This window comes from Sphingomonas sp. (assembly GCF_019635455.1).
GTDB lineage: Bacteria > Pseudomonadota > Alphaproteobacteria > Sphingomonadales > Sphingomonadaceae > Sphingomonas.
The window spans coordinates 382,218-404,697 of sequence record NZ_JAHBZJ010000001.1 but is presented as its reverse complement, the minus strand read 5'-3'; the positions used below and the strand labels follow the sequence as shown (position 1 = coordinate 404,697).

Annotated in this window: 25 protein-coding genes; 11 read left to right on the top strand and 14 right to left on the bottom strand. The window is 67.7% G+C overall.

The genetic code is table 11. The features are described 5' to 3' along the window. Window positions 1-29: 29 nt before the first annotated feature. The 3 genes from creD to KF783_RS02060 form a co-directional block, all read right to left on the bottom strand. On the bottom strand, window positions 30-1,385 hold the full coding sequence (gene creD / locus KF783_RS02070) for a cell envelope integrity protein CreD (protein ID WP_294076224.1): 1,356 nt from the start codon (window positions 1,383-1,385) through the stop codon (window positions 30-32). Window positions 1,386-1,474: 89 nt separating this feature from the next. Beyond that, window positions 1,475-2,038 (bottom strand): ATP-dependent Clp protease proteolytic subunit, encoded by a 564-nt coding sequence (locus KF783_RS02065; protein ID WP_294076223.1) that lies wholly within the window; start codon window positions 2,036-2,038, stop codon window positions 1,475-1,477. A 157-nt stretch (window positions 2,039-2,195) separates the two neighbouring features. Beyond that, the gene (locus KF783_RS02060) at window positions 2,196-3,182 is read right to left on the bottom strand and encodes a C13 family peptidase (protein WP_294076222.1); all 987 of its coding nucleotides are present in this window, start codon (window positions 3,180-3,182) and stop codon (window positions 2,196-2,198) included. A 105-nt stretch (window positions 3,183-3,287) separates the two neighbouring features. Here KF783_RS02060 and KF783_RS02055 point away from each other — a divergent pair, with 105 nt between their 5' ends. Together KF783_RS02055 and KF783_RS02050 are read left to right on the top strand one after the other, a co-directional pair. Continuing rightward, on the top strand, window positions 3,288-3,530 hold the full coding sequence (locus tag KF783_RS02055; RefSeq protein ID WP_294076221.1) for a type II toxin-antitoxin system ParD family antitoxin: 243 nt from the start codon (window positions 3,288-3,290) through the stop codon (window positions 3,528-3,530). Then, window positions 3,527-3,829, top strand: a complete 303-nt coding sequence (locus KF783_RS02050; protein ID WP_294076220.1) for a type II toxin-antitoxin system RelE/ParE family toxin — start codon at window positions 3,527-3,529, stop codon at window positions 3,827-3,829. The genes KF783_RS02055 and KF783_RS02050 overlap by 4 nt, the downstream gene beginning before the upstream one ends. A gap of 19 nt (window positions 3,830-3,848) precedes the next feature. On the opposite strand, the gene KF783_RS02045 is transcribed toward KF783_RS02050, so the two are convergent. The 4 genes from KF783_RS02045 to sdhC are packed head-to-tail and all read right to left on the bottom strand — an operon-like array spanning window position 3,849 to window position 6,826. Continuing rightward, a complete protein-coding gene (locus KF783_RS02045; protein WP_294076219.1) occupies window positions 3,849-4,163 on the bottom strand; it encodes a hypothetical protein in 315 nt (104 codons plus the stop codon). Between the two features lie 2 nt (window positions 4,164-4,165). After that, window positions 4,166-5,968 (bottom strand): succinate dehydrogenase flavoprotein subunit, encoded by a 1,803-nt coding sequence (sdhA, locus tag KF783_RS02040; protein ID WP_294076218.1) that lies wholly within the window; start codon window positions 5,966-5,968, stop codon window positions 4,166-4,168. Further along, window positions 5,968-6,363, bottom strand: a complete 396-nt coding sequence (sdhD, locus tag KF783_RS02035) for a succinate dehydrogenase, hydrophobic membrane anchor protein (RefSeq protein ID WP_294076217.1) — start codon at window positions 6,361-6,363, stop codon at window positions 5,968-5,970. Before sdhD ends, sdhA begins: the two co-directional genes overlap by 1 nt. A gap of 1 nt (window position 6,364) precedes the next feature. Beyond that, the gene (gene sdhC / locus KF783_RS02030) at window positions 6,365-6,826 is read right to left on the bottom strand and encodes a succinate dehydrogenase, cytochrome b556 subunit (protein WP_294076216.1); all 462 of its coding nucleotides are present in this window, start codon (window positions 6,824-6,826) and stop codon (window positions 6,365-6,367) included. A gap of 199 nt (window positions 6,827-7,025) precedes the next feature. Here sdhC and KF783_RS02025 point away from each other — a divergent pair, with 199 nt between their 5' ends. The 4 genes from KF783_RS02025 to KF783_RS02010 are packed head-to-tail and all read left to right on the top strand — an operon-like array spanning window position 7,026 to window position 11,483. Further along, window positions 7,026-8,369 carry a methyl-accepting chemotaxis protein gene (locus tag KF783_RS02025; protein ID WP_294076353.1) on the top strand — a complete coding sequence of 448 codons (1,344 nt, stop codon included), beginning with the start codon at window positions 7,026-7,028 and terminating at the stop codon, window positions 8,367-8,369. A gap of 21 nt (window positions 8,370-8,390) precedes the next feature. Next, entirely contained in the window at window positions 8,391-9,755 is a 1,365-nt protein-coding gene (locus KF783_RS02020; RefSeq protein ID WP_294076215.1) for a methyl-accepting chemotaxis protein, read from the top strand. Window positions 9,756-9,792: 37 nt separating this feature from the next. Then, entirely contained in the window at window positions 9,793-10,494 is a 702-nt protein-coding gene (locus KF783_RS02015; protein WP_294076214.1) for an SDR family oxidoreductase, read from the top strand. Beyond that, window positions 10,491-11,483 carry a 50S ribosomal protein L11 methyltransferase gene (locus tag KF783_RS02010; RefSeq protein WP_294076213.1) on the top strand — a complete coding sequence of 331 codons (993 nt, stop codon included), beginning with the start codon at window positions 10,491-10,493 and terminating at the stop codon, window positions 11,481-11,483. The genes KF783_RS02015 and KF783_RS02010 overlap by 4 nt, the downstream gene beginning before the upstream one ends. A 3-nt stretch (window positions 11,484-11,486) precedes the next feature. On the opposite strand, the gene phhA is transcribed toward KF783_RS02010, so the two are convergent. Further along, complete coding sequence (gene phhA, locus KF783_RS02005; RefSeq protein ID WP_294076212.1) at window positions 11,487-12,359, bottom strand: phenylalanine 4-monooxygenase; 873 nt, start codon at window positions 12,357-12,359, stop codon at window positions 11,487-11,489. Window positions 12,360-12,410: 51 nt separating this feature from the next. On the opposite strand from phhA, the gene KF783_RS02000 reads away from it, so the two are divergent. Together KF783_RS02000 and KF783_RS01995 are read left to right on the top strand one after the other, a co-directional pair. Beyond that, a complete protein-coding gene (locus KF783_RS02000) occupies window positions 12,411-13,103 on the top strand; it encodes a TIGR02117 family protein (RefSeq protein WP_294076211.1) in 693 nt (230 codons plus the stop codon). Beyond that, window positions 13,046-13,840, top strand: a complete 795-nt coding sequence (locus tag KF783_RS01995) for an alpha/beta fold hydrolase (protein WP_294076210.1) — start codon at window positions 13,046-13,048, stop codon at window positions 13,838-13,840. Before KF783_RS02000 ends, KF783_RS01995 begins: the two co-directional genes overlap by 58 nt. On the opposite strand, the gene KF783_RS01990 is transcribed toward KF783_RS01995, so the two are convergent. Next, the gene (locus KF783_RS01990; RefSeq protein WP_294076209.1) at window positions 13,816-14,100 is read right to left on the bottom strand and encodes a hypothetical protein; all 285 of its coding nucleotides are present in this window, start codon (window positions 14,098-14,100) and stop codon (window positions 13,816-13,818) included. The two genes, KF783_RS01995 and KF783_RS01990, sit on opposite strands and share 25 nt — an antisense overlap. Window positions 14,101-14,125: 25 nt before the next feature. Next, a complete protein-coding gene (locus tag KF783_RS01985; RefSeq protein WP_294076208.1) occupies window positions 14,126-15,145 on the bottom strand; it encodes a glycerophosphodiester phosphodiesterase in 1,020 nt (339 codons plus the stop codon). Between the two features lie 97 nt (window positions 15,146-15,242). On the opposite strand from KF783_RS01985, the gene KF783_RS01980 reads away from it, so the two are divergent. Genes KF783_RS01980 through KF783_RS01970 form a run of 3 tightly spaced genes read left to right on the top strand, consistent with a single transcriptional unit; the run spans window position 15,243 to window position 17,572 of the window. Then, window positions 15,243-16,163, top strand: coding sequence for an XdhC family protein (locus KF783_RS01980; protein ID WP_294076207.1), 921 nt, complete (start codon window positions 15,243-15,245; stop codon window positions 16,161-16,163). Next, window positions 16,150-16,722 (top strand): nucleotidyltransferase family protein, encoded by a 573-nt coding sequence (locus KF783_RS01975; protein ID WP_294076206.1) that lies wholly within the window; start codon window positions 16,150-16,152, stop codon window positions 16,720-16,722. Before KF783_RS01980 ends, KF783_RS01975 begins: the two co-directional genes overlap by 14 nt. Continuing rightward, on the top strand, window positions 16,715-17,572 hold the full coding sequence (locus KF783_RS01970) for a DMT family transporter (protein WP_294076205.1): 858 nt from the start codon (window positions 16,715-16,717) through the stop codon (window positions 17,570-17,572). The genes KF783_RS01975 and KF783_RS01970 overlap by 8 nt, the downstream gene beginning before the upstream one ends. 2 nt (window positions 17,573-17,574) lie before the next feature. Here KF783_RS01970 and KF783_RS01965 read toward each other — a convergent pair whose 3' ends face one another. Genes KF783_RS01965 through KF783_RS01950 form a run of 4 tightly spaced genes read right to left on the bottom strand, consistent with a single transcriptional unit; the run spans window position 17,575 to window position 22,343 of the window. Continuing rightward, the gene (locus KF783_RS01965) at window positions 17,575-18,780 is read right to left on the bottom strand and encodes an ABC transporter permease (protein WP_294076204.1); all 1,206 of its coding nucleotides are present in this window, start codon (window positions 18,778-18,780) and stop codon (window positions 17,575-17,577) included. After that, window positions 18,780-19,490, bottom strand: a complete 711-nt coding sequence (locus tag KF783_RS01960; RefSeq protein WP_294076203.1) for an ABC transporter ATP-binding protein — start codon at window positions 19,488-19,490, stop codon at window positions 18,780-18,782. The genes KF783_RS01965 and KF783_RS01960 overlap by 1 nt, the downstream gene beginning before the upstream one ends. Further along, a complete protein-coding gene (locus tag KF783_RS01955) occupies window positions 19,483-20,898 on the bottom strand; it encodes an efflux RND transporter periplasmic adaptor subunit (RefSeq protein ID WP_294076202.1) in 1,416 nt (471 codons plus the stop codon). Before KF783_RS01955 ends, KF783_RS01960 begins: the two co-directional genes overlap by 8 nt. Then, a complete protein-coding gene (locus KF783_RS01950; RefSeq protein WP_294076201.1) occupies window positions 20,898-22,343 on the bottom strand; it encodes an efflux transporter outer membrane subunit in 1,446 nt (481 codons plus the stop codon). Before KF783_RS01950 ends, KF783_RS01955 begins: the two co-directional genes overlap by 1 nt. Window positions 22,344-22,480 lie beyond the last annotated feature (137 nt).

Below are 22,480 nucleotides of genomic sequence, written 5' to 3'. Positions count from 1 at the left end.
AGGAGCGGCACGCAGTTTCATGCGCAACTTCAGCGGTGCGGTTCCCCGGTCCGGCCCCAGTCGAGGTTGCGGGTCAGATACATCACCGCCGCCAGCGCGATGAACAGCAGCACCGATCCGATCAGCAGCGAATAGGCTTCGAGGCGGAGCAGCACGTAAAGAACCGCGTACAGCCCGCCCAGCAGCGTCGCGATCAGCGATCCGCGTCGCCAGCTGCCCAGCACCGCCGCCGAATAGGCGGTGAGCAGCCCGACGATCGCTCCTGCCGCGATCAGATATGCCGCCGCAAAGCCGGTCACCTCCGCAAAGCCGAGCAGCATCACGAAAAACAGGATGAGCGCCGCGCCGGTCAGCAGATATTCCACCGCAGAGACCGCCCGCCCGCCGATCACGTCGAACATCAGCAGCGCGGTGAAGGTGAACCCGACGAACAGAAATCCGTATTTCACCGCCCGGTTGATCTGGGCGTAGAGATCGACCGGCTGGATCAGCGCGATCTCGATCGCCCGTTGTTCCTCGCGGGCCGCCGCCCGGCCGGACGCGGAAGCGGTGGCCGTTTCATCGCCATCACTGAGCAGCGTCGTGCCGATGGCCAGGTTGCTGACGCCATAGCTGGCGGTGAAGCCGGAGGCGGTGACCTGGCTGCGACCGGGCAGGAAATCCCCGCCGAAGCTGGGATGCGGCCAGGGCGATCGCACCGTCCACCCCGTCTCGCCGGCGCGCGGGATCAGCGTCAGGCGCGAATGGCCGCGCGCGGTGAAGCCGAAATCGACCGTCATCGCCGCACCGGTCAGCGACCGGGCGTCCACGGGGACGAAAAAGCCGCTGCCGCCGGTCGAATTCGGCCCGTGGCCGGGCTGGGGTGCGACCGGGCGACCGTCGATCCGGATGGCGCCATCCGGCGTTACTCCGCGCGGATCGGAAATCCCGAAGCGGATTTCGGCGCGGTCGAACGCGATCGTTTCGGGCGGGATTTTCAGGCGCTGGAAATCGGCGGGCAGGCGATAGGTCGCATGCCCCTGGTTCCGCGCGGAATAGACGATCGTTTCATAGATCGAACGGGTGCGCCGTTCGGGCGCGATGTCGGTGCGCAGCGCCAGGCGTTCCGGGGCCAGGGTCAGCGTGCGCCACTGGGTGGTTGTCCGAACGACGGGCTTTCCGTCCTGCGTCACGCTTTGCGGCGTTTCGACGCGATAGGGGATGACCAGCAGCGGGCCGGCGATCTTCTGTGGATCGCCCCACCCCTGGGCGATCGACGCGCGCGCCGCGTCCGACTGGGTCGCGCGGTCGTAGATGAGCAGATAGACGGCGAATAGCGGGATCGCGAGCAGCATGGCGATGCCGATCGCGATGCCCAGCTTGCGGCCGGGGCTGGTAGAATCCATTGCACTTGCTCCCTCGTGGTTGCCGGGAGCGGGCTAGCCCCGGCGCCCGAGGGGAAGCATGAGCGAAAGCTGAGCCTTTGCTGAGATCGTCAGATCACGTCGAGTACGAGGCCCAGGTCGCGCGCCTCTTGCGCGTCGATATACCAGTTTTCCGGCGCGCGGCGGCGCACCTCCTCGAACGTGATCTTCGATCCGGCGATCAGGTCGCGAAACCCCTCTTCCTCGATGCGGATCGAATGTTCGATCTCGTGCAGCTTCGCCTTCAGCGTGGCAGTGAGCGTCTTGAGCGGGCCGGACAGGTGGATATCCGACGTCAACAGCCGCTCATGGATCATGATCCGCGTACCGCGCGTCAGAAACCGTTTGTCCACCGGGAACGCCGCCATGAACGTGGCGCCCGCCGAATAGACCGCGACCTGGCCCAGGAACAGCAGCTCACGCCCGCTATAGTCGCGCATCAGCCGCACCTCGTCGCCCATCAGCCGCGCGGTTTCCGGATCGCCGCCCAGCGTCGAGATGGCGATGACCAGCGTGCCGTCGCCCGGCGCAGCGGCGAGTTGTTCGCGAAAGCTCTGGTACATCGCCTGATCGACCGGGCCGGACAGGTGGACATGGGGGCGGGCGAGCAGCGGGTAGCGATTGGGATCAGTCATGGCCCGCGCAACCCCTGGCGTGCGGCGAGGTTCCCGATTCCGCCGCCGAAACGCCGCGCGCATGCCCAGGCCGACAAGAAGCAGGCCCGCCAGAAGCGGCAGCGCGAACAGGAACTGAAGGTCCATCGCCGCTCCAACCAGCGAACGGCGGAAAGGATCAGCGCCGCATGTCCTTCAGGCTGTCGATCGATGGTCGGCCCACCGGCTGCGTCGCGGTTCCCGGCATCCGCGCCTCGAGCGGGGCGAGCCATTTCTGCACCTCGACCCCCACGCTCTGCTGGGGCAGCGACGGCTTGAGATTGCCCTGTTTTTCCCATTGCCCGATCAGCGCGGTCGCCTCGGTCATCGCGGCACCGAGCGGCTGGGGCTTGCGCAGCGCATGGTTGATCGCGGCATCGCCGAAAAACGTCCAGTCATTCTCCGACACGCAGCCGAACGAGGACCGGTCCGACGCCGCCGCGCTGAAAATCGCCGACTGCGCGCCGGACAGCACGGGGACGAACACACCCGAATAACAGGCGCTGATGATGAGCAGCCGGCGCTGAATGCCCAGATCCGACAGGATCCGCGCCAGCCGGGTCGGCGAAATCGCGCCCCAGCCTTCGTCCCCGTCATTATAGACGATGCCGAACGGCGCGCCGTGGCTGGTGGTGTAGAGCACCAGCACGTCCTGTTCCGGGTCCATCACCTCCGCGATCCGCGCCAGCGCCGCCTCGATATTGGCGGGCGACCCCATCGGCAGCGCGGATGGCGTCGATCCGTCGCTGCCGCCAAAGATCAGCGTGCGGCCGACGGCGTCGTATCGGCGCGCCAGCACCTTGCCCGCCTCGCGCGCCTCGCGCCCGAACACCGGATCGCTGTCGAGCGCGACCGACAGGACATAGGCATCGACCACGCCCTTGCGCTGCGGCGCCAGTGTCGCGAGCGCGCGGTCGAGCCGACGATGCTCCTCCAGCGCATAGCGCACCGGCCGGTCACGCTCGATCTGGGTGCCGCCATCGGCCTGCTGCGCGATCTCATACCCGCTCGACCGGGCGACGCCCGGCGGCGGCGGCGCGGTGTGCTGGGGCGGAGTGTAGGAAGCCTGCTGCGCGGAGGCCGCGGGGAGGAGGGCGAGGATCGCGGCGAGTGGCAGCAGGCGCAATGTGGTTTCCCCCTCAAGTATTGATGGGAATTGGGAGTGGAGCAGGCAGAAGGTCAAGTGGGAAGGGAATTGCAGGAGTTACCATAATTTGGTAATGCATATCCTATGGTCGCGAAAAACACATCCGTTGCGCTTGGGGAACATTTCACCGCGTTCGCGCATGAGCGGGTGGAATCCGGGCGATACGGATCAACAAGCGAGGTGATCCGGGCGGGGTTGCGGTTGCTGGAGCATGAGGAGCGCAAGCTGGAGGCGTTGCGTGAGACGATCCGGGAGGGGGACGAGAGCGGCCCGGCGACCCCGTTCGATATGCAGGCGTGGATCGACGAGCGGTATCCAGAAAGTTGACCCGCCGCATTGAGCTGCGACCGAGAGCGCGCAAGGATTTGCGCGATATCGCGGATTATACCGACGCACGCTGGGGCAGGACGCAGGCCAGGATTTATCTGGGCGCTCTTGCTGATGCGCTGGGCCAAATTGCGGAACGGCCTGACGCCGGAAGCGACCGATCAGATGTTTCGGCTGGTCTGCGCAAGTGGCGGTCGGGCGAACACAGCATCTATTATCGGGTCGTCGAGGAAGCGGTCGTCGTATCGCGCATCGTGCATGTGCGGATGGATTTAGGCGGCGTGGAGTGGGAGAGGTAGCTGCCGACTGATCTCGGCATTATTTCTTATTATTTTTTAAAGCGTTACGTCGCGTCATCGCGTCTTTCAGCCTAGTCCAGAAATCTGCTTCTGCCGCTTTGGAGAAGGCACGGTCAAGGGCATCCTGCCGGTCTTTCTCCTGCTGCCTAACCCGATTCAGTTTTCGTGTTTTCGCTGCGCGTCGGGCTGCTTCCTGCCGTGCTTGTCTCGCTGCTTTGAGTTCTTTCTGGGCTGCAGGGGTAGTGGCGAGGACGCTGGCGTCCACTGCATCCTTCTGGGTGCGTGCCGGATCGGTCGAGGGTATTGAAGTTTTCGACCAATCCAGCTTCGACATATTTAATACACCCGCTTCTTCGGCTTGATATATTCGACGTCGTCGGTGAGCGTGTAGTCGTGGACCGGGCGGTAGTCGATCGCCACCGCGCCACCCTTGCCGCCCCACCCGTCGAAGGTGGCGACGGTGTGCTTCATCCAGTTCTTGTCGTCGCGCTCGGGGAAATCCTCGTGCATATGGGCGCCGCGCGATTCCTTGCGGTTGTCGGCGCTGCGCATCGTGACGACCGCCTGGCCGATCAGATTGTCCAGTTCCAGCGTCTCGACCAGATCGGTGTTCCAGATCAGCGAGCGGTCGGTCACGCCGACGTCGCCCATGCTCTTGTACACCGCGTCCATCATCGTGACGCCTTCGGCCAGCAGCGCGGTGTCGCGGAAGACGGCGGCATGTTTCTGCATCGTCTTCTGCATGTCCGCGCGGATCTTCGCGGTGGGCGTGCCGCCCTTGGCGTTGCGGAAATGGTCGAGCCGCCCGAGCGCGAACTCCTCCGACCCCTTGGGCAGCGCGGCGTGCGGGCTGTTGGGCGTGAGCGTTTCCTTGAGCCGAAGGCCGGTCGCGCGGCCGAACACCACCAGGTCGATCAGCGAGTTGGAGCCGAGCCGGTTCGCGCCATGGACGCTGACGCACGCCGCCTCGCCGACCGCGAACAGGCCGGGGACCACCGCGTCGGGATTGCCGTCGCGCAGCTGGACGACCTCACCATGATAGTTGGTCGGGATGCCGCCCATATTGTAATGGACCGTCGGCACCACCGGCAGCGGCTTCTTGGTGAGATCGACGCCGGCGAAAATCTTGCCGGTTTCGGTGATGCCGGGCAGGCGTTCGTGCAGCACCTTGGGATCGATATGGTCGAGGTGCAGGAAAATATGGTCCTTTTCCTTGCCGACGCCCCGGCCTTCACGGATTTCCATCGCCATCGACCGCGCGACGACGTCGCGGCTGGCCAGGTCCTTCGCCGACGGGGCATAGCGTTCCATGAACCGCTCGCCCTCGGAATTGGTGAGGTATCCGCCCTCGCCGCGCGCGCCCTCGGTGATCAGCACGCCCGCGCCATAGATGCCGGTCGGGTGGAACTGGACGAACTCCATATCCTGCAACGCGATCCCCGCGCGCAATGCCATGCCGTTGCCGTCGCCGGTGCAGGTGTGGGCGCTGGTCGCCGACTGATAGACGCGCCCGCCGCCGCCGGTCGCCAGGATGACGGCATGGCTGCGGAACCGGTGGATGCTGCCATCCTCCATGCACAGCGCGATCACGCCCCGGCATGCGCCGTTTTCCATGATCAGGTCGAGCGCGAAATATTCGATGAAGAAATCGGCGTCGTATTTCAGGCTCTGCTGATACAGCGCGTGCAGCATCGCATGGCCGGTGCGGTCGGCCGCGGCGCAGGTGCGCTGCACCGGCGGGCCTTCGCCCATATTCTGCATATGGCCGCCGAACGGGCGCTGATAGATGGTGCCGTTGTCGTTGCGGCTGAACGGCACGCCGGCATGTTCCAGCTCGTACACCGCCTGCGGCGCCTCGCGGACCATGTATTCGATCGCATCCTGGTCGCCCAGCCAATCCGATCCCTTGACGGTGTCGAACATGTGCCAGGTCCAGTGATCGGGCGAATTGTTGCCCAGGCTGGCGGCGATCCCGCCCTGCGCCGCGACGGTGTGCGACCGGGTCGGGAACACCTTGGTGATGCACGCGGTCTTCAGCCCGGCCTCGGCACAGCCCATGGTGGCGCGCAGGCCCGATCCGCCCGCGCCCACGACGACGGCGTCATAGCTGTGGTCGATGATCTTGTAGGCAGCGGACATCAGGCGGGCGCTCCGGTGGTGACGGTGAAGGCGATCTTGAGGATCGAGAAGATCGCAAAGACCGCGCCGGAAATGGCGAAGAAGTTGAGCAGCGTCAGCAGCACGACGCGCGTCTCGTCATGCTGGTAATCCTCGATCACGACCTGGAGGCCGAGCTTGAGGTGAAAGAAGACGCTGATGACGAGCAGGATCATCGGCACCGCCGCCCAGGGGCTGGCGAGCCACAGCTGCACCGTTTCATATCCCATGTCCGGCAGGCGGACCAGGCTGACGACCAGCCACAGCATCAGGAACAGGTTCGCGCCGGCGGTCAGCCGCTGCTCGACCCAGTGATGCGTCCCCTCATGCGCGGCGCCCAGGCCGCGGACGCGGCCGATGCTGGTTCCGTTGCCCATCTTACTTGGCCTCCACCTGGATCGGCGCGCTCTTGGGCGGCGCAGTCAGGTCGCTATAGGAAAGATACCCCCACAGGGCGGCGGTCAGCACCACCGACACCACCATCGTCAGGATCGCGAAGCTCTTGTTCGCCTTCAGCTCGAACGCGGCGCCGGCATCCATGACGAAGTGGCGGATGCCCGACATCAGATGCTGGAAAAAGCTGAGCGTCAGGCCGATGCCCAGGATATAGCCGGCGATGTTCGGCCGGCCGCTCTGCACGGTCAGCAGGTCGAGGAACTTGGCATAAGCGTCCGGTCCCGCCGCCAGCGCGCCGAGCCACCACAGCAGCACGGCGACGCCCACCGTCGCCATCCCCGTGCCGGTGACGCGGTGCAGGATCGAAACCAGCATGTTCGGACCCCATTTCCAGATCTGGAGATGGGGCGAGAGCGGGCGATTGGTGTTGCGGGCCGTGGCCAAGGCGTATCCCCTGAATGACGTGCGCGCCTAATGTGCCAGAGCGGCGGGCGATGCAAGCCGCAACGCACCCCCGTTTCGGACCGTTGGCTAACCGGCCCTTAATGATTTTCCGTCACGACTGGTCCCGGATGTGTGGGCGAACTGCGCCTTGTCACTAAGGGGGAATGAACGGGTGATGCAAACGCCGACGCCGAAGGACATGCCCGAAGCCGGGGTGATCTGCGGGAAGATCGATCTGGCCGCGCGGCTGCGCGTGTTCGACTTCGATGGTGGTCTGGAAGAGTTGAGCCGCGGCGTCTGGACCATGCTCGAACCCGATATCCAGGCGATTTCGGGGGCATATTGGCAGCAATGGCTGCGGTGCTTCGCCGATCAGCGCAACTGGGCGACCGCCGACACGCAGAAGATGATCGAAATCGGCGCGGTGTTCCTGCGCAACCGGTTTCTCGACACGCGCGGCCGGGCCTGGGTGGAATCGATCGAACGCTCGGTCGCGGCGGCCTATGCCGCGGATGTCGAACCGATGGCACTGTTGTCGATGATCAACGCCAGTGACCGCGCCGCACTTGAGGTGCTGGTCCGGCGCGTTCCGACGGGCGATTCGCGGCTCGCGCCGATGATCGACACGCTGATGCGTCTCTCGGCGCTGGAAAGCGACATCACCGTCGAAATCTACAATCTGTATCGCGACCATTCGGCGCAGGTCGCGCGCGACCGGCTCGCCGGCCAGTTCCGCGAATCGATCGGCTCCACCGTCGAAAGCGCGTCGAGCGAGGGAGAGACGCTGCGGGCGCAGGCCCAGCACACCTCGGCGGCGGCGCGCGGCATGCTGGGTAAGGCGAGCGAGGTCGCGGCGGCAGCGGAACAGTCGGCGGTGGCGATGCGGGAGGCTGCCCACACGGCGGCAGGGTTGATCCGTGCGATCGAGGATGCGCGCGGCGAGGTCGAGGTTGCGGCGGGGGTCGCGACGCGGGCGAGCACGCAGGCGGGCGAGGCGGTGGCGATGAGCGAGATGCTGTCGGACCATGCGAAATCGATCGAATCGATCCTGGGCCTGATCCGCGACATTGCCGGTCAGACGAACCTGCTGGCGCTCAACGCGACGATCGAGGCGGCGCGGGCGGGGGATGCGGGTCGCGGCTTTGCGGTGGTGGCGCAGGAGGTGAAGAGCCTGGCGAACCAGACGGCGCGCGCGACCGACGACATTGCGGCGAAGATCGCGGCGATCCAGTCGGCGACGAAGGGGACGGTGGAGACCAACGCGTCGATCCGCGACACGGTGACCGAGGTTCAGGCATCGGCCGACCGCATCCGCGCGGCGATGGAGGCCCAGGCCCAGACGGTTACCGCGATCACCGCGGCGGTCGATGAAACCGCGCTCGCCGCCGACTCCATGTCCGCCACCATCGGCGCCATCCGCGAGGATACCGAACAGGTCGCCAGCGAAATCGACCGGGTCGGGCAGGGGTTCGCCGCGCTCGACGGGCAGCTGGGAACGCTGAAGAACAGTGCCGGCGAATTCGTTTCAAAGGTCGCCGCCTGAGCGACGCGATGGAGAGGTTGAATGGCGGAAACCAGGGATCTCGGCCGATGGGTGGATGGTGATCGCCCCATTGCCGAACGCATTCGCGACTATGACTGGGACGGCCGGATCGCGTCCGGATGCGCCGAAATCGCCGAGGTGATCGGCGCGGATTTCGATCGTATCGCGAACAGCTTCTGGACCCATTATCTGCGCCTCGACGCAACGGCGCATGTGCGCGACTATTTCACGCCCGACCGGCTCGCAGAGAATATCGAGCGCAGCGTGCGCTACACCCGTGCCAAATTCACCCGCCCGTTCGATGAGGAATGGCTGAGGATGTCGGCCCGGCATGCCGACGATACCCATCGCGCGCGCGTCCCGCTGCCCGCGCTGCTGTCCGCGCTCGCCTTTGCCCATTCGATGACCTTCGCGATTTTGCGCGAGCGGCTGGCGGCCGATACCGGGCGCTTCCGGGACCTTGCCGACATCGTCCAGCGCATGGCGCTGATCGAAGCCGATTTCGTCGCCTCGCGCCTCGGCAGCCTCGATGTCGCGCTCGCCCGTCAGCAGCGGCAGACCCGATCCGAGCGGTTTCGCGGCGAGATCGCCGGCACGATCGAGCAGACCATGGCGTTCGGCGCGCGTGTGCGTGAACATGCGAAGGGTGCCGCCGGGGCGACCCGCGCGATGCTTGGCCAGACCAGCGAGGTTGCCGCGGCGGCCGAGGAATCGGCGGTGGCGATGCGGGAGGCTGCCCACACGGCGGCGGGGCTGATCCGTGCGATTGAGGATGCGCGCGGCGAGGTCGAGGTTGCGGCGGGGGTCGCGACGCGGGCGAGCACGCAGGCGGGCGAGGCGGTGGCGATGAGCGAGATGCTGTCGGACCATGCGAAATCGATCGAATCGATCCTGGGCCTGATCCGCGACATTGCCGGTCAGACGAACCTGCTGGCGCTCAACGCGACGATCGAGGCGGCGCGGGCGGGGGATGCGGGTCGCGGCTTTGCGGTGGTGGCGCAGGAGGTGAAGAGCCTGGCGAACCAGACGGCGCGCGCGACCGACGACATTGCGGCGAAGATCGCGGCGATCCAGTCGGCGACGAAGGGGACGGTGGAGACCAACGCGTCGATCCGCGACACGGTGACCGAGGTTCAGGCATCGGCCGACCGCATCCGCGCGGCGATGGAGGCCCAGGCCCAGACGGTTACCGCGATCACCGCGGCGGTCGATGAAACCGCGCTCGCCGCCGACTCCATGTCCGCCACCATCGGCGCCATCCGCGAGGATACCGAACAGGTCGCCAGCGAAATCGAGACGCTCGAGGGCGAATCGATCGAGATCGACAACAGCCTCAACCGGCTCAACGATGCGGCGAGCAGCTTTTCCCGCTCGGTCGCGGCCTGACCTTTCCGAATCCGCCCCGACCCGCTAGCGCGGGGGGATGACGACGCACATTCTCGTGACCGGCACCAGCCGGGGTATCGGCGCGGCGATCCTGGACGCGCTGGCGGGTTCCGACGTGAAGCTGGTGGGCCAGGGAACGCGCAGCGGCATCGCCGCCGATTTCACCGACCCTGGCGCCCCCCGCAATCTATGGGCGGCGGCGCTCGACGCGCTGGACGGTCGCATCGACGTCCTCGTCAACAATGCCGGCGTGTTCGAAGCCGCGTCGATCGACCTTGATGACGATGCCTGGGTCGCGGCGTGGGAGCGCACCATGCGCATCAACCTCACCGCGTCGGCGGAGCTGTCGCGGCTGGCGGTGCGCCACTGGCAGGCGCGCGGGTCGGGCGGGCGGATCGTCAACATCGCCAGCCGTGCCGCCTATCGTGGCGACAGCCCCGCGCACTGGCACTATGCCGCGTCCAAGGCGGGCATGATCGGGATGACCAAGAGCATCGCGCGCGGCTATGCCAAGGAGGGGATCCTCGCCTTCGCGATCTGCCCCGGCTTTACCATGACCGGCATGGCGGAGGACTATCTGGCGAGTCGTGGCGGCGACAGGCTGCTCGCCGACATCCCGCTCGGCCGGGTCGCCGATCCACAGGAGATTGCGGTGACAGCGCGGTTCTGCGCGCTCGAGGCGCCGGCGTCGATGACCGGCGCGGTGCTCGACGTCAACGGCGCGAGCTATGTCCGATGAGCGCCTGGAAGGTCACGCTGCCCTGCACGCGCGATGAGGCGGAGGCGATCGGTTTCGAAAGTGGCGATTTCGATGGCGGCGTGCTGCCCGGTATCGACCCCGCCCCGGTGCTGCTGACCAGCGAGACGGTTGCCGACGATCCCGACAGCTGGCGGCTCGAAGCGTATTTCGACGGCAAGCCCCGCAAGTCCGATATCGCCGCGCTCCGCACCCTGGTTCCCAGCGCGAACAAGGTGCGGGAGGTGGTCGAGAAGCTGCCCGACGAGGACTGGGTGACGCTCAGCCAGCAGGGAATCGAGCCGGTGCATGCCGGGCGCTTCTATGTCCATACCTCGACCAATCGCGGTGTCGTTCCGGATGGCGCGACATCCTTTCAGATCGAGGCGAGCCGCGCGTTCGGCACCGGCACGCACGAAACCACAGCCGGCTGCCTGCGCACGCTCGATGCGATGCGGCGGAACGGCACGGTGGTGCGCAATCTGGTGGATATCGGCACCGGGACGGGCCTGCTCGCCTTTGCCGCGCTGCATCTGTGGCCGCGCGCCTATGCCACCGCGTCGGACATCGACCCGGTGGCGGTCGAGGTGACGGCGGAAAACGCGGCGATCAATGGCGTGCCGCTGGGAGTGGGAATGGGCGAGCTGGCGCTGGCTGCCGCGCCGGGGCTGGAGCATCCGCTGCTGATCGGTCGCGCGCCCTATGACCTCATTATCGCGAACGTGCTCGCCGGACCGCTGATCGAACTCGCCCCGGCCATCGCGGCGGCGCTGGTCGAAGGGGGAACACTGGTGCTCGCCGGGCTGCTCGATACCCAGGTCGATCGGGTCGCCGGCGCCTACCGGCGACACGGGCTGCGCCTCGCGGGCAGGACGCCGATGGGCAACTGGCCGACGCTGCGGCTGCGCAAACGCGTCCGCTACGGGCAAGCCCGCGTCACCCGCCCCGGCCCCGACGGCCATGGCCTCGCCCCGGGCTTCGGCAGCTGGTAGGGATTACGCTGGCGCCCGTCCCCGGGCATAGTCCTGGGTGCCGTGGGTGATCACGCGGTCGTCCGGTTCGATTGCAGCGATCGGGATGTCGGGCATCGCCAGGATTTCGTCATAGAGTGGCGCGAAATCGGTTTCGACGGTGACGCGCAGCAATTCGTCGAAGCTGGGGATGACGAAATAATTCTGCTGGAAATCGTCGATCCGATAGTCGGTACGCATCACCCGCTTCAGATCAAAGCCGATGCGATTGGGACTTTCGCTGTCGAGCGCGAAACGGCTCTCGCCAAAGCTGGACACGATGCCCGAGCCATAGATGCGCAGCCCCGCATCCTCCTCGATCAGCCCGAACTCGACCGTGTACCAGTAGAGGCGGGAAAGCTGCTTGAGCGCGCCATGCTCCAGCGCGCGCAGCCCGCCACGGCCATAGGCGACCATATAGTCGGCAAAGACCGGATCGGCGAGCATCGGCACATGGCCGAACACGTCGTGGAACACGTCGGGTTCTTGCAGATAGTCGAGCTGGTCCGGACGGCGGATGAAATTGCCCGCGACGAACCGGCGATTGGCGAGATGGTCGAAAAAGACGTCGTCCGGCACCAGCCCCGGCACCGCCACCACCTGCCATCCGGTCAGCTTCATCAGCCGTTCCGACAGATCCTCGAAATTGGGGATGCCCTGTTCCGACAGCCGCAACAGGTTCAGCCCGCGCAGATAGGCGGTCGATGCGCGGCCGGGCAGCAGCTTCATCTGCCGCGCGTACAGCGTGTCCCACACCCCATGTTCGGCAGGGGTGAACGCGTCCCAGTTCTGCGCGATCGTCCAGTCGGCGCCGGCGCCTTCGGGGGGACGTTCGAGAACATGGGTTTCGCTGTGCATATCGGCATCTTAGCATGGGTGGCGGATGCACGATACTATGGGGAGTTACGGATGGCGCGCAAGCCGGCGGGATCGGCCATCGCCGTGCTGCTGCTGCTGCTCGCCACGCCGGTCTTCGGCTATGTCGCGGCGGGCCTCGCCGGTGGGGTGATCCCGGCCAACGGCGGCTGGACCGCGCCGGGGCGGGGCGTCCGCATCTATGTGGAGGATAATGGCATCCATACCGGCATCGTCCTGCCGGTGCGGGCCGCCGGAGTGGCGTGGGACGACCTGCCGGCGCCCGGCGACGTGCGCGATCCCCGCCATGCCCGGCACGGCTGGCGCAGCTTTGGCTGGGGCGATCGCGCCTTCTACCTGCGCACGCCCGGCTGGCGCGACGTGCGTGTCGCCACGGTGCTGCGCGCCGCGATCGGCAGTTCCGATACGCTGATGCATGTCGGGTTCGTGTCGGAGCCGGGCGTGGGGCCTTCGGTGCGCGCGGTAACGGTGCGGCCGGCGGAATATCGGCGCCTTGCCGCGTTCATCCGGGCAAGCTTCCAGGCGGACGGATCGGCACCTGCGCGCGCCATCCCCGGCTATGGGGCCAGTGACGCATTCTACGTCGCGAACGGGCGATACAGCGCGCTGCGCACCTGCAACGCCTGGACCGGTGAGGCGTTTCGGGCTGCGGGATTGAAGATGGGCGTATGGACGCCATTTCCATGGACGGTGATGCGATGGTTGCCCGATCCGACGAACATGTGAGCGGCGCGGAGCCGCAACCGCCCTCGCGCGCGGCCTATTATGCCGAGCTGCCGCGCCTTGCCTCCGCGCTCGGCGAACTGGCGTTCAGCTGGCGCGGTCTCAGCGATGCGCCGCGCGGGGACATGCGGCCGGTGCTGCTGTTGCCCGGTCTGGCGAATGGCGACGCGTCGATGGCGGTGATGCACCGCTTTCTGCGCGGGCGCGGATACCGGACGTGGCGCTGGCGGCTCGGGGTCAATCTGGGCGTGCGCTCGGTCGGGCGCGACGTCGAGCGGCTGATCGCCCGGATCGCGCATGTCCATGCCGCGGCGGGCGGGGAGAAGGTGACGCTGATCGGCGTCAGCCTGGGCGGCATCCTCGCGCGGGTCGTCGCGCACCGGCGGCCGGATCTGGTGCGGGAGGTCGTGACGCTGTCATCCCCCTATGCCGGACCGCCATCGGCGACCAATGTCTGGCGCCATTTCGAATGGCTGACCGGACAGAAAGTGGGGGATGCGGCGGCGCGCGCCATGCTGGCGGAGGCGGCGATGCCGCTGCCGATGCCGGCCACGTCGATCTGGAGCCGCAGCGACGGATTCGTCAATGGCGCGATCTGTCACGAGGGCGATCGCGGCGATGCGCGCGCGATCGAAGTCGCGAGCAACCATATCGGCGTGCATCTGCGGCCGCAGGTGCTGCGCGCGATCGCCGAGACGCTCGCGCGCGACCGTTCTCAGTCGGGATCGCTCGCACGATAGCCGTCATAGGTGCGGCACGCATCGCGCTCCTTGCGGCATTCGTCCGCCTGGCGCTTGCGTTCCCGGCCCTCGCGGGCCTCCTGCTTGCGCATCTTGCGGCCGTAGTTGCGATCCGCCTCGTCCTGGCTGGTCGTCGCCCAGTCCGCCGCCTGCCCGGCCGCCTTCACGGGCAGCGTCACCACGTCGAACGCGGTCTTGGCAAGACAGCCACCGGTCAACAGCGGCAGCGCCGCCGCGGCCGAAATCACGAATTTGCGCATCGCGCCCAACCCTCCATCTGGCCGCTCAGCGGGATCGCTGCGCACGCGCCTGAACCCCGTGATAAGGGTAATCGGTGAAGAAACCATCCACACCCGCATCGATATAGCGCAGGATTTCCGCTTCGATCTGGCCATGGGCCATCGGCAGGATCCCGACCCGCAACCCACCGGGCAGAAAGAAATTTTCGGCCCGGAACGTCCAGGGATGGACCTTGAGGCCGGCGGCATGCGCGTCGGCGATCAGCGGGGTGACGGTGCCGTCCGGCCGGATCGCCATCGCCTTGTCCGGGCCGATGCCCGCGGCATAGGCGGCGATCGCCTTCAGCCCGTCCGGCGTCGTCATCGCCGCATAGCTCGGCTGCGCGCCGTCCGCCGGCCCCCCTTCGGCCGCGAGCAGCTGGATCAGCGGCACCTGCGTCATCCGTTTCAGCGCCTTCAGATTGTTCACCTCGAACGACTGGATGAACACCGGCGCATCGGCGCGATCCCAGCCCGCCGCCTTCAGTTCGGTGACCAGCGCCGCCTCCATCGGCAGGCCGATCGACGCGAAATAGCTCGGGTGCTTGGTCTCCGGATAAATGCCGATCGTCCGCCCGGTGCGCGCGCTCGCCTCCTTGGCCAGCGCGATGATCTCGCGCAGCGTCGGAATGGCGAACTGTCCGTCATATCGGGTATTGCTCCGGCGCAGCAGCGGCAGCCGCTCCCTTGCGCGCAGCGTCTTCAGTTCGGCGAGGGTGAAATCCTCGGTGAACCAGCCGGTCTGCTTGCCGCCATCGATCACCTTGCTGGTCTTGCGGTCGCGGAATTCAGGATGGTTGGCGACGTCGGTCGTGTCGGTGATATTATTCTCGTGCCGGGCGACGAACTGGCCGTCCTTCGTCATCACCAGATCGGGTTCGATAAAGTCCGCGCCCTGTTCGATCGCCAGCGTGTAGGCCGCGATCGTGTGCTCGGGCCGTTCGCCGCTGGCGCCGCGATGGGCGATCACGATCGGATGGGGTGTCGAAATGGCGGCCTCCTTCGCGCATGCGGGCGACCCGATCATAATGAGCGCGAGCGCGGCTCGCCACATCCGGTGCATCATCCTATCTCCCGTGCCTGGCGGCGGGGTAGGCGATTCGGATGACGGGATTGAGGCAGCGATGGCCGACAACGACAATGTGATCGCCGCCGCGCGCGCATGGGCGGGCGCGCCGATGGCGCTGGCGACGGTCATTTCGACCTGGGGGTCGGCGCCGCGTCCGCGCGGATCGCACCTGCTGATCCATGACGACGGCCGGTTCGAAGGATCGGTCTCGGGCGGCTGTGTCGAGGCGGACATCATCGCGATCGCGGCGGAGGTGATCTCCGGCGCGGGCGTTCAGCGCCGGCGCTATGGTGTCGCCGACAGCGCGGCGTGGGAGGTCGGCCTCCCCTGTGGCGGGGAGATCGAGGTGATCGTCCAGCCGGTCGCCGACCCCGGCTTTCCGCCCGCCCTGTTCGATGCGATCGCCGCCGCGCGGGGCGCGGGACGGGCGATCGACATCGCGACCGATCTGGCGACGGGGCGCAGCGGCATCGCGCCGGTCGCGGGCGCGGCGTTCGTCAACCGTTACGAACCGCCCCGTCGGCTGCTGATCGTCGGCGCGGTCCAGATCGCCCAGGTGCTGGCGGGAATCGCGCGCGAACTGGGCATCGTGACCGTGGTGATCGATCCGCGCGGCCGCTTTCTGACGCCGGAACGTTTTCCCGATGTCGCACTCGACGATCGCTGGCCGGACGAGGCGGTGGCGGCGCTGCGTCCCGATGGCGCCACCGCCGTGGTGACGCTCAGTCACGATCCGAAGATCGACGATCCCGCGCTGGCCGCGGCGTTGCGGGGTGGCGCCGGCTATGTCGCCGCGCTGGGATCGCGCAAGAGCCACGCCGCGCGGCGCGACCGGCTCGCCGCCACCGGCCTCGACCCCGCTCAGATCGACCGGATCGACGGGCCGGCGGGGATCGACATCGGCGCGATCGGTCCGGCGGAAATCGCCCTGTCGATCGCCGCCGGCATGGTCAGGGCGCTGCATGATCGCGGCTGATCGCGCCGCGCTGGTGCTGCTTGCCGCAGGGCGATCGCGGCGCTTCGGCGCGCTGGACAAGCTGACCGTCCCCTATCTCGGTCGCCCGCTCGGCCTGCACGTGGTCGTCGCGCTGGAGGTGGTGCCGTTCCACTGCCGCATCGCGGTGGTGTCGGATACGGCACTCGACCTTGCGGCACGGGGATATCGGGTGGTCGCCAATGCCGATCCGGCGGCGGGACTGGGCCGGTCGCTACGGCTCGGAGTGGCGGCGGCCGCGTCGGCAGGGGCGGAGGCGGTGCTGATCGCGCTTGCCGACATGCCGCGCGTCACCGCGACGCATATCTATCGCCTGCTCGATCGGGCGGAGGATGCGTCGGCCATCGTCGCGTCGAGCGACGGGGTGATCCCGCGTCCGCCCGCCCTGTTCGGCAGCCGGCATTTTGACGAACTGATGGCGTTGCGCGGTGATGTCGGCGCGCGCGATCTGGTGCGCCGGGGCCATCATGTCATCGCGCCGCCCGCCGAACTGATCGATATCGACACGCCATCCGATCTCGACCGGCTGAACCATGGGTGAGCATGGGCTGGCGGTCGCGTTGGGACTGCTGTCCGCGCTCACCCTCGCGCTCGCCAATACCGCGGTGAAGAAGGGGGAGGACATTCTGGTCGGGCGGGCGCTGCTCTCGTCCAGCGCGGCGCTGATGATCGCCCCGTTCGCGCTGCTGGTGCCGACGCCCGATGCCGCGACGTGGCGTGCGCTCGGCTGGGCCATTCCCGCGCATTTCGCCTATCAATTGTGCCTGATCCGGGCGATGCAGCGCGGCGACCTCAGCCTTGTCTTTCCGATCATGCGCGGTGCCGCGCCGCTGCTCACCGCCGGCTTCGCGACGATCGTGCTGCACGAACATCTGCCGCCGCTCGGCTGGGCCGGGCTGGTGATCGCCACCGGCGCGGTGGTCGTCTTCGCGCTTCCGGCACGCGGTACGCCGATGCGGGCGCATCCCGATCGCGCGGCGATGGGCTGGGCGCTCGCCACCGCGATCGGGGTTGCGCTCTACAACATGACCGATGCGCATGGCGTGCGCGTCGCGCCTCGGCCGACCACATACATCGTCTGGCTGTTCATGCTCGACGCGCTGTGCGTCACCGCCACTGCGGTCGCGCTGCGCCGCCGGACGCTGGCGCGGGCGATCGCCGCGACCTGGCGCCACGGAGCCGCGGCGGGAGCGTTGTCGATCGTTTCGTTCGGCGCCGCGCTCTACGCCTATTCGCTGGTCGAGGTCGCAAAGGTATCGGCGTTGCGCGAAACGGCGGTGGTTTGGGCGGCGCTGATCGGCAGCCGCTATCTGGGCGAGGGGTTCGGGGGGCGACGCCTTGCCGCCGCGATCGCGCTCGCGGCGGGGCTGGTGCTGCTCCAGTTCGCCTGATCCTATTCGTGCCGCAGCGCGTCGATCGGGTTCAGGCTCGCCGCCCGGCGCGCGGGGAAGAAGCCGAAGACGATGCCGATCAGTGCCGAAATGGCAAAGGCGATGATGTTGATCCGCAGGTCGAACGTCCATGGCACCTGCATCAGCGGGGTCAGCACCGCGACCGCCACCTGCGCCAGTACCAGTCCCATCAGGCCGCCCAGCATCGACAGCACGATCGCCTCGACCAGGAACTGCATCAGCACTTCGTTCGCGATCGCGCCGATGGCCAGGCGGATGCCGATCTCCCGCGTGCGTTCGGTCACGCTGACCAGCATGATGTTCATGATGCCGATGCCGCCGACGATCAGGCTGATCGCCGCCACTGCGGTGACGATCTGGGTGAGCAGGGTGGTGATCCCGGTGAGCGTCTGGCTGATCTGCGCGGTATCGAAGATGTTGAAATCATCCTGCTTTCCGCCGGTGATGCTGCGCCGTTCGCGCAGCACCGCGCTGATCGACGCCTGGACCTGTTCCGAACTATAGGCCGGATCGAATCCGACCATCATCAACCGCACGTCGCGATTTCCGGTGAAGCGGCGCTGGACCTGCTTGATCGGCATCAGGATCACGTCGTCCTGATCGCCGAACCCGCCCTGGCCCCGCGTCGTCAGCGTGCCGATCACGTCACAGGACACGCCGTTTACGCGGATGCGCGCGCCTACCGCCTCGCCGCCCCGGAACAGGTTGGTCCGCACGGTATTGCCGATGATGCACACCGCCTTGCCCGCCTGTTCCTCCTGTGGAGAGAAGGTCCGGCCCGACGCCAGCGGCCATGGCTGGACGCGGAAATAGGAATTGGTCGTCCCGTTGATCGTGGTCGACCAGTTCGCGCCCTGATAGATCACGGTCGCGCTGGTCTGTGCCATCGGTGCGATCGCGGTGACGCCGCCCACCTGTTCGCGGATCGCATCGACGTCCTCGATCTTGAAATCGGGCGGGCGCGGGCCGCCGCCGCCGCGCCCGAACCCCTGGCCCGGGCGAACCTGGAGGATGTTGGTGCCAAGGCTTGCGACCTGCGCCTGCGCGGCGGCGGTGGTCGCCTTGCCCAGCGTCACCATCGCGACCACCGCCGCGACGCCGATGATGATGCCCAGCGTCGTGAGGAACGAGCGCAGCTTGTGCCTCAGGATCGACCGCACGGCCAGGGTGAAGGTGGTACCGAGCATCAGGCGGGGACCCCCGCCGCCTGACCCTGCTCGATCCGTTCGACCAGCCCGTCCTTGAAGTGGACGATGGTATGCGCGAACGCCGCCATGTCCGGCTCATGGGTGACCATCAGTACGGTGATGCCGCTGTCGCGGTTGAGCGCGGTGAGCAGTTCCATGATCTCCACCGATCGTTCGGAATCGAGGTTGCCGGTCGGCTCGTCGGCCAGCAACACCGCCGGGCTGGTGACGATCGCGCGTGCGATCGCGACGCGCTGTTGCTGGCCGCCCGACAACTCGGCGGGGGTATGGTCCCACCAGTCGGCAAGGCCGACCTTGTCGAGCGCCGCCATGCCCAGTTCGCGGCGCAGCTTCTTGTCCTCGCCGCGATAGAGCAGGGGCAGCTCGACATTCTCCAGCGCGCTGGTGCGGCTGAGCAGGTTGAAGCCCTGAAACACGAAGCCCAGATATTTGCGCCGCACCAGCGCGCGCTGGTCGCGGTCGAGCCGTTCGATATGCACGCCCTTGAACAGGAACTCTCCGGCGCTCGGCACGTCCAGGCAGCCCAGGATGTTCATCGTCGTCGACTTGCCCGATCCCGACGGCCCCATCACCGCGACGAAATCGCCGCCCGCAATGTCCAGGTCCACGCCCTTCAGCGCCTGGAAGGCGGTTGCGCCCTCGCCATAGACCTTGGTCACGCCGCGCAGGCGGATGATCGGATCAGCCACCCGATCCGCTCCCGCGCCGCTGGCCGCCGCCACTGCCCGATCCGCTGCCCGATCCGCCACCGGAACGGCGCCCAGACGATGCGGAGTCGCTCGCATATTGCCCGGTGATCACCTCCATGCCGGGCTTGAGGCCGCCGCTCAGGATTTCGGTCATCTGTCCGTTGGTGTCGCCGGTCGTCACCTCGATCGGGGTCGGCTGGCCGTCGTCGCCCGTCACATAGACCGTCTGGCGCGCGCCGCGTCCGATCGTCGCGGATTTGGTGGCGTCGCCGTCGCGCCGGCCCCGTCGCGGCACCAGCGCGCCGGCCATGCCGCCGCCTGATTGCTGTGCGTCCGCCTGGGTCGGCGTGAACCGCAGCGCGGCGTTGGGGACCAGCAGCACATTCTTCTTTTCCAGCGTCACGATCTCGGCCGTCGCCGTCATGCCGGGGCGCAGCTTCTGTTCGGGATTGGCGACCGACAGGGTGGCGCCATAGGACACGACCTGGGTGCTGGTGGTCGAACTGCTGCTCGACGAGGATGAACTGCTCGCCTGGGCCGACAGGTTCGATCCGACATCGACCCGCTTGATGACGGCGGGGAAGGTTTCGCCGGGAAAGGCATCGACGGTGAACCGCGCGCGCTGCCCGTCCTTCACCTGTCCGACATCGGCTTCGTCGATCGCAACCTCCAGCTCCATCGCCGACAGGTCTTCGGCGATGACGAACAGCGTCGGCGTGTTGAACGACGCGGCGACCGTCTGGCCCGGCTCGACCTGCCGCGCCAGGACGACACCCGTGACGGGGGACCGGATCACCGCCTTGTTGCGCTGCGTGACGCTGGAGCGCAGCGCAGCCTGTTGCGAGGCGACCTGCGCCTGGCTTGCGCGCAGCGTGGCGACCGCGCGCTGCACGCCGGCGCGGGCGGTGTCCATCTCGGTCTTCGCCGGGACACGCCCGCCGGACAGCCGGCTGACCTCTTCGAACCGGGCGAGCTGGCTGCGCGCTTCGGTCAGCGTCGCCTGGTTCTGCGCGACCGTGGCCTGTGCCGCCGCCACCGCCGCGCGGCCCTGCGTTACCGCGTCGTCCAGCCGCTCGGGATCGATCAGCGCCAGCGGCTGGCCGGCGGTGACGCGGTCGTTCACATCGACCAGCACCTTGGTGATCAGGCCCGAGAGTTCCGAGCCGACCTGCACCTGGTTGGTCGGGGTCAGCTTGCCCGTCGCCGACACGGTGACGGTCAGCGCGCCCTTTTGCACCTTTTGCGTCGCATAGCCGGCCTCGTCGCTTCCCGCGAAGCAGCGCGACAGGCCGAACGCGACGGCGATCAGCACCAGTGCCAGCGCCACCCAGCGGGCATAACGCTTCCACGGCGCGGTCACCCTGCCGCCCAGAAATTCGTCGAGATTGGGGGTTTCGGCTTCGGCCATCAGTTCGTTCCGGTCTTGTCGAGGGCAGCGGGGGCGGGGACGTTGTCGGGGGTGGGCGTCACGCCCGCATCCCATCCCCCGCCCAGGGCGAGATAGAGCTGGATCAGCGCCGACGCCTCATCGGCGCGCGCCTGGACCAGCCCGTTGCGGGCGGAAATCAGCGCGGCCTCACTCTGGCTGAGCGTCAGAAAGTCGGCGAGACCGGCGCGATAGGAGCTGCGCGAGAGGATCGCGCTGTTGTTCGCCGCGTCCAGCGCGACGGTGAACTCACGCTCGCGCGCCTGCGCGCTCCGCAGCGCGACCACGGCCGTCTCGACATCCTCCAGCGCCGCCAGCACCGTCTGTTTGTAGGCGAGGAACGCGCCGTCCGCGGCCGCCTGTGCCGATCGCACCTGCGATCGGTTGCGGCCCGCGTCGAAGATCGTCTGCGCGATGCTGGCGAACACCCGTCCGGTGACGACGTCGAGCAGGCTCGACAGCGCGGTCGATCCCGCGTCGATGCTGCCGCCCAGCGACAATTGCGGATAGAGCTGTGCTTCCGCCACGCCGATCCGCGCCACCGCCGCGGCCAGGCTGCGTTCGGCGCCGCGGATGTCGGGCCGCTGGCGCAGCGTGTCGGCGGGGATGCCGATCGCGATGCTCGCCGGCCCCTGCGGGATCGGCCGCGCCGCCTCCATCTCCGCCTTCAGCGCGCCCGGCGCCTGACCGGTCAGCACGCCCAGCCGCGACACCGCGCTGTTGTAGCTCGCCTCGATCGTCGGCACCGACGCTGCGGTCTGCGCCCGGCTCGCGCGTGCCTGTTCCTGGTCGAGCGAGGAAACCAGCCCCGCCTGCACGCGGAACCCGGCAATCTCCAGATTGTCGTCCTGAATCGCCAGGCTCGCCCGCGCATTCGCCAGCTGGGTCTGCGCCGCCCGTGCGAGGATGTAGTTGCGCGCGATCTCTGCCTGGGTGGAGATCAGCACCGCCGCATAATCATATCCCGACGCGTCGAGCGCCGCCGCGCTCGCCTGCACGCCGCGCCGTACACCGCCGAACAGGTCGGCCTGATAGTTCACATCGGCGCCCAGCGAAAATCCGGTGCTTCCCCCGCTTCCGCCGCGCACCACCTCGGTCCGCGATGCCCCGCCGCTCGCCCCCACCGACGGGAGCAGCGACGCGCGCGACTGGACGAGCGCCTCACGCGCCTGGCGCAGCCGCACCGTCGCCTGCGCGACGTCCAGGTTGCGCGTCGCCGCCTGTTCGACCAGCCGGGTCAGCATCGGATCGTCGAACGCGGTCCACCATCGACGCAGATCGGCCTGCGCGCTCTCCTGCGCCGCAACCGAATAGGCCGGCGGCACGCCCAGCTGGGCGGCCGTGCGGGGGGCGTAATCGGGTCCGGCGGCACAGGCGGCGAGCGGGACCGCGATGAGCGTCGGCAGGATCGACGGACGGATCATCATGGGGTTCAGATGGTCGGCGGGACCCCCGGCGTCCATCGAAACATTGTCGCAAATTGTAAGCGCGATCCCCGCGATCCCCGCGACCGGATTAAGTTTCCGGGCCGCTTTCGCGCTGCCTAGCAGTGCTTGCTTGCACG

What these genes read in the sequence shown, in the direction of transcription:
- KF783_RS01985 (WP_294076208.1), bottom strand. Translation starts at nt 15,145, where the DNA reads ATGATCGGGTCGCCCGCATGCGCGAAGGAGGCCGCCATTTCGACACCC.
- KF783_RS02015 (WP_294076214.1), top strand. Translation starts at nt 9,793, where the DNA reads ATGACGACGCACATTCTCGTGACCGGCACCAGCCGGGGTATCGGCGCG.
- KF783_RS01955 (WP_294076202.1), bottom strand. Translation starts at nt 20,898, where the DNA reads ATGGCCGAAGCCGAAACCCCCAATCTCGACGAATTTCTGGGCGGCAGG.
- KF783_RS02055 (WP_294076221.1), top strand. Translation starts at nt 3,288, where the DNA reads ATGGTCGCGAAAAACACATCCGTTGCGCTTGGGGAACATTTCACCGCG.
- KF783_RS01965 (WP_294076204.1), bottom strand. Translation starts at nt 18,780, where the DNA reads ATGCTCGGTACCACCTTCACCCTGGCCGTGCGGTCGATCCTGAGGCAC.
- KF783_RS01975 (WP_294076206.1), top strand. Translation starts at nt 16,150, where the DNA reads ATGATCGCGGCTGATCGCGCCGCGCTGGTGCTGCTTGCCGCAGGGCGA.
- KF783_RS01980 (WP_294076207.1), top strand. Translation starts at nt 15,243, where the DNA reads ATGGCCGACAACGACAATGTGATCGCCGCCGCGCGCGCATGGGCGGGC.
- creD (WP_294076224.1), bottom strand. Translation starts at nt 1,385, where the DNA reads ATGGATTCTACCAGCCCCGGCCGCAAGCTGGGCATCGCGATCGGCATC.
- KF783_RS01990 (WP_294076209.1), bottom strand. Translation starts at nt 14,100, where the DNA reads ATGCGCAAATTCGTGATTTCGGCCGCGGCGGCGCTGCCGCTGTTGACC.
- sdhA (WP_294076218.1), bottom strand. Translation starts at nt 5,968, where the DNA reads ATGTCCGCTGCCTACAAGATCATCGACCACAGCTATGACGCCGTCGTC.
- sdhD (WP_294076217.1), bottom strand. Translation starts at nt 6,363, where the DNA reads ATGGGCAACGGAACCAGCATCGGCCGCGTCCGCGGCCTGGGCGCCGCG.
- KF783_RS02065 (WP_294076223.1), bottom strand. Translation starts at nt 2,038, where the DNA reads ATGACTGATCCCAATCGCTACCCGCTGCTCGCCCGCCCCCATGTCCAC.
- KF783_RS01970 (WP_294076205.1), top strand. Translation starts at nt 16,715, where the DNA reads ATGGGTGAGCATGGGCTGGCGGTCGCGTTGGGACTGCTGTCCGCGCTC.
- phhA (WP_294076212.1), bottom strand. Translation starts at nt 12,359, where the DNA reads ATGCACAGCGAAACCCATGTTCTCGAACGTCCCCCCGAAGGCGCCGGC.
- KF783_RS01950 (WP_294076201.1), bottom strand. Translation starts at nt 22,343, where the DNA reads ATGATGATCCGTCCGTCGATCCTGCCGACGCTCATCGCGGTCCCGCTC.
- KF783_RS02025 (WP_294076353.1), top strand. Translation starts at nt 7,026, where the DNA reads ATGCCCGAAGCCGGGGTGATCTGCGGGAAGATCGATCTGGCCGCGCGG.
- KF783_RS02045 (WP_294076219.1), bottom strand. Translation starts at nt 4,163, where the DNA reads ATGTCGAAGCTGGATTGGTCGAAAACTTCAATACCCTCGACCGATCCG.
- KF783_RS02010 (WP_294076213.1), top strand. Translation starts at nt 10,491, where the DNA reads ATGAGCGCCTGGAAGGTCACGCTGCCCTGCACGCGCGATGAGGCGGAG.
- KF783_RS02020 (WP_294076215.1), top strand. Translation starts at nt 8,391, where the DNA reads ATGGCGGAAACCAGGGATCTCGGCCGATGGGTGGATGGTGATCGCCCC.
- KF783_RS01995 (WP_294076210.1), top strand. Translation starts at nt 13,046, where the DNA reads ATGGACGCCATTTCCATGGACGGTGATGCGATGGTTGCCCGATCCGAC.
- KF783_RS02000 (WP_294076211.1), top strand. Translation starts at nt 12,411, where the DNA reads ATGGCGCGCAAGCCGGCGGGATCGGCCATCGCCGTGCTGCTGCTGCTG.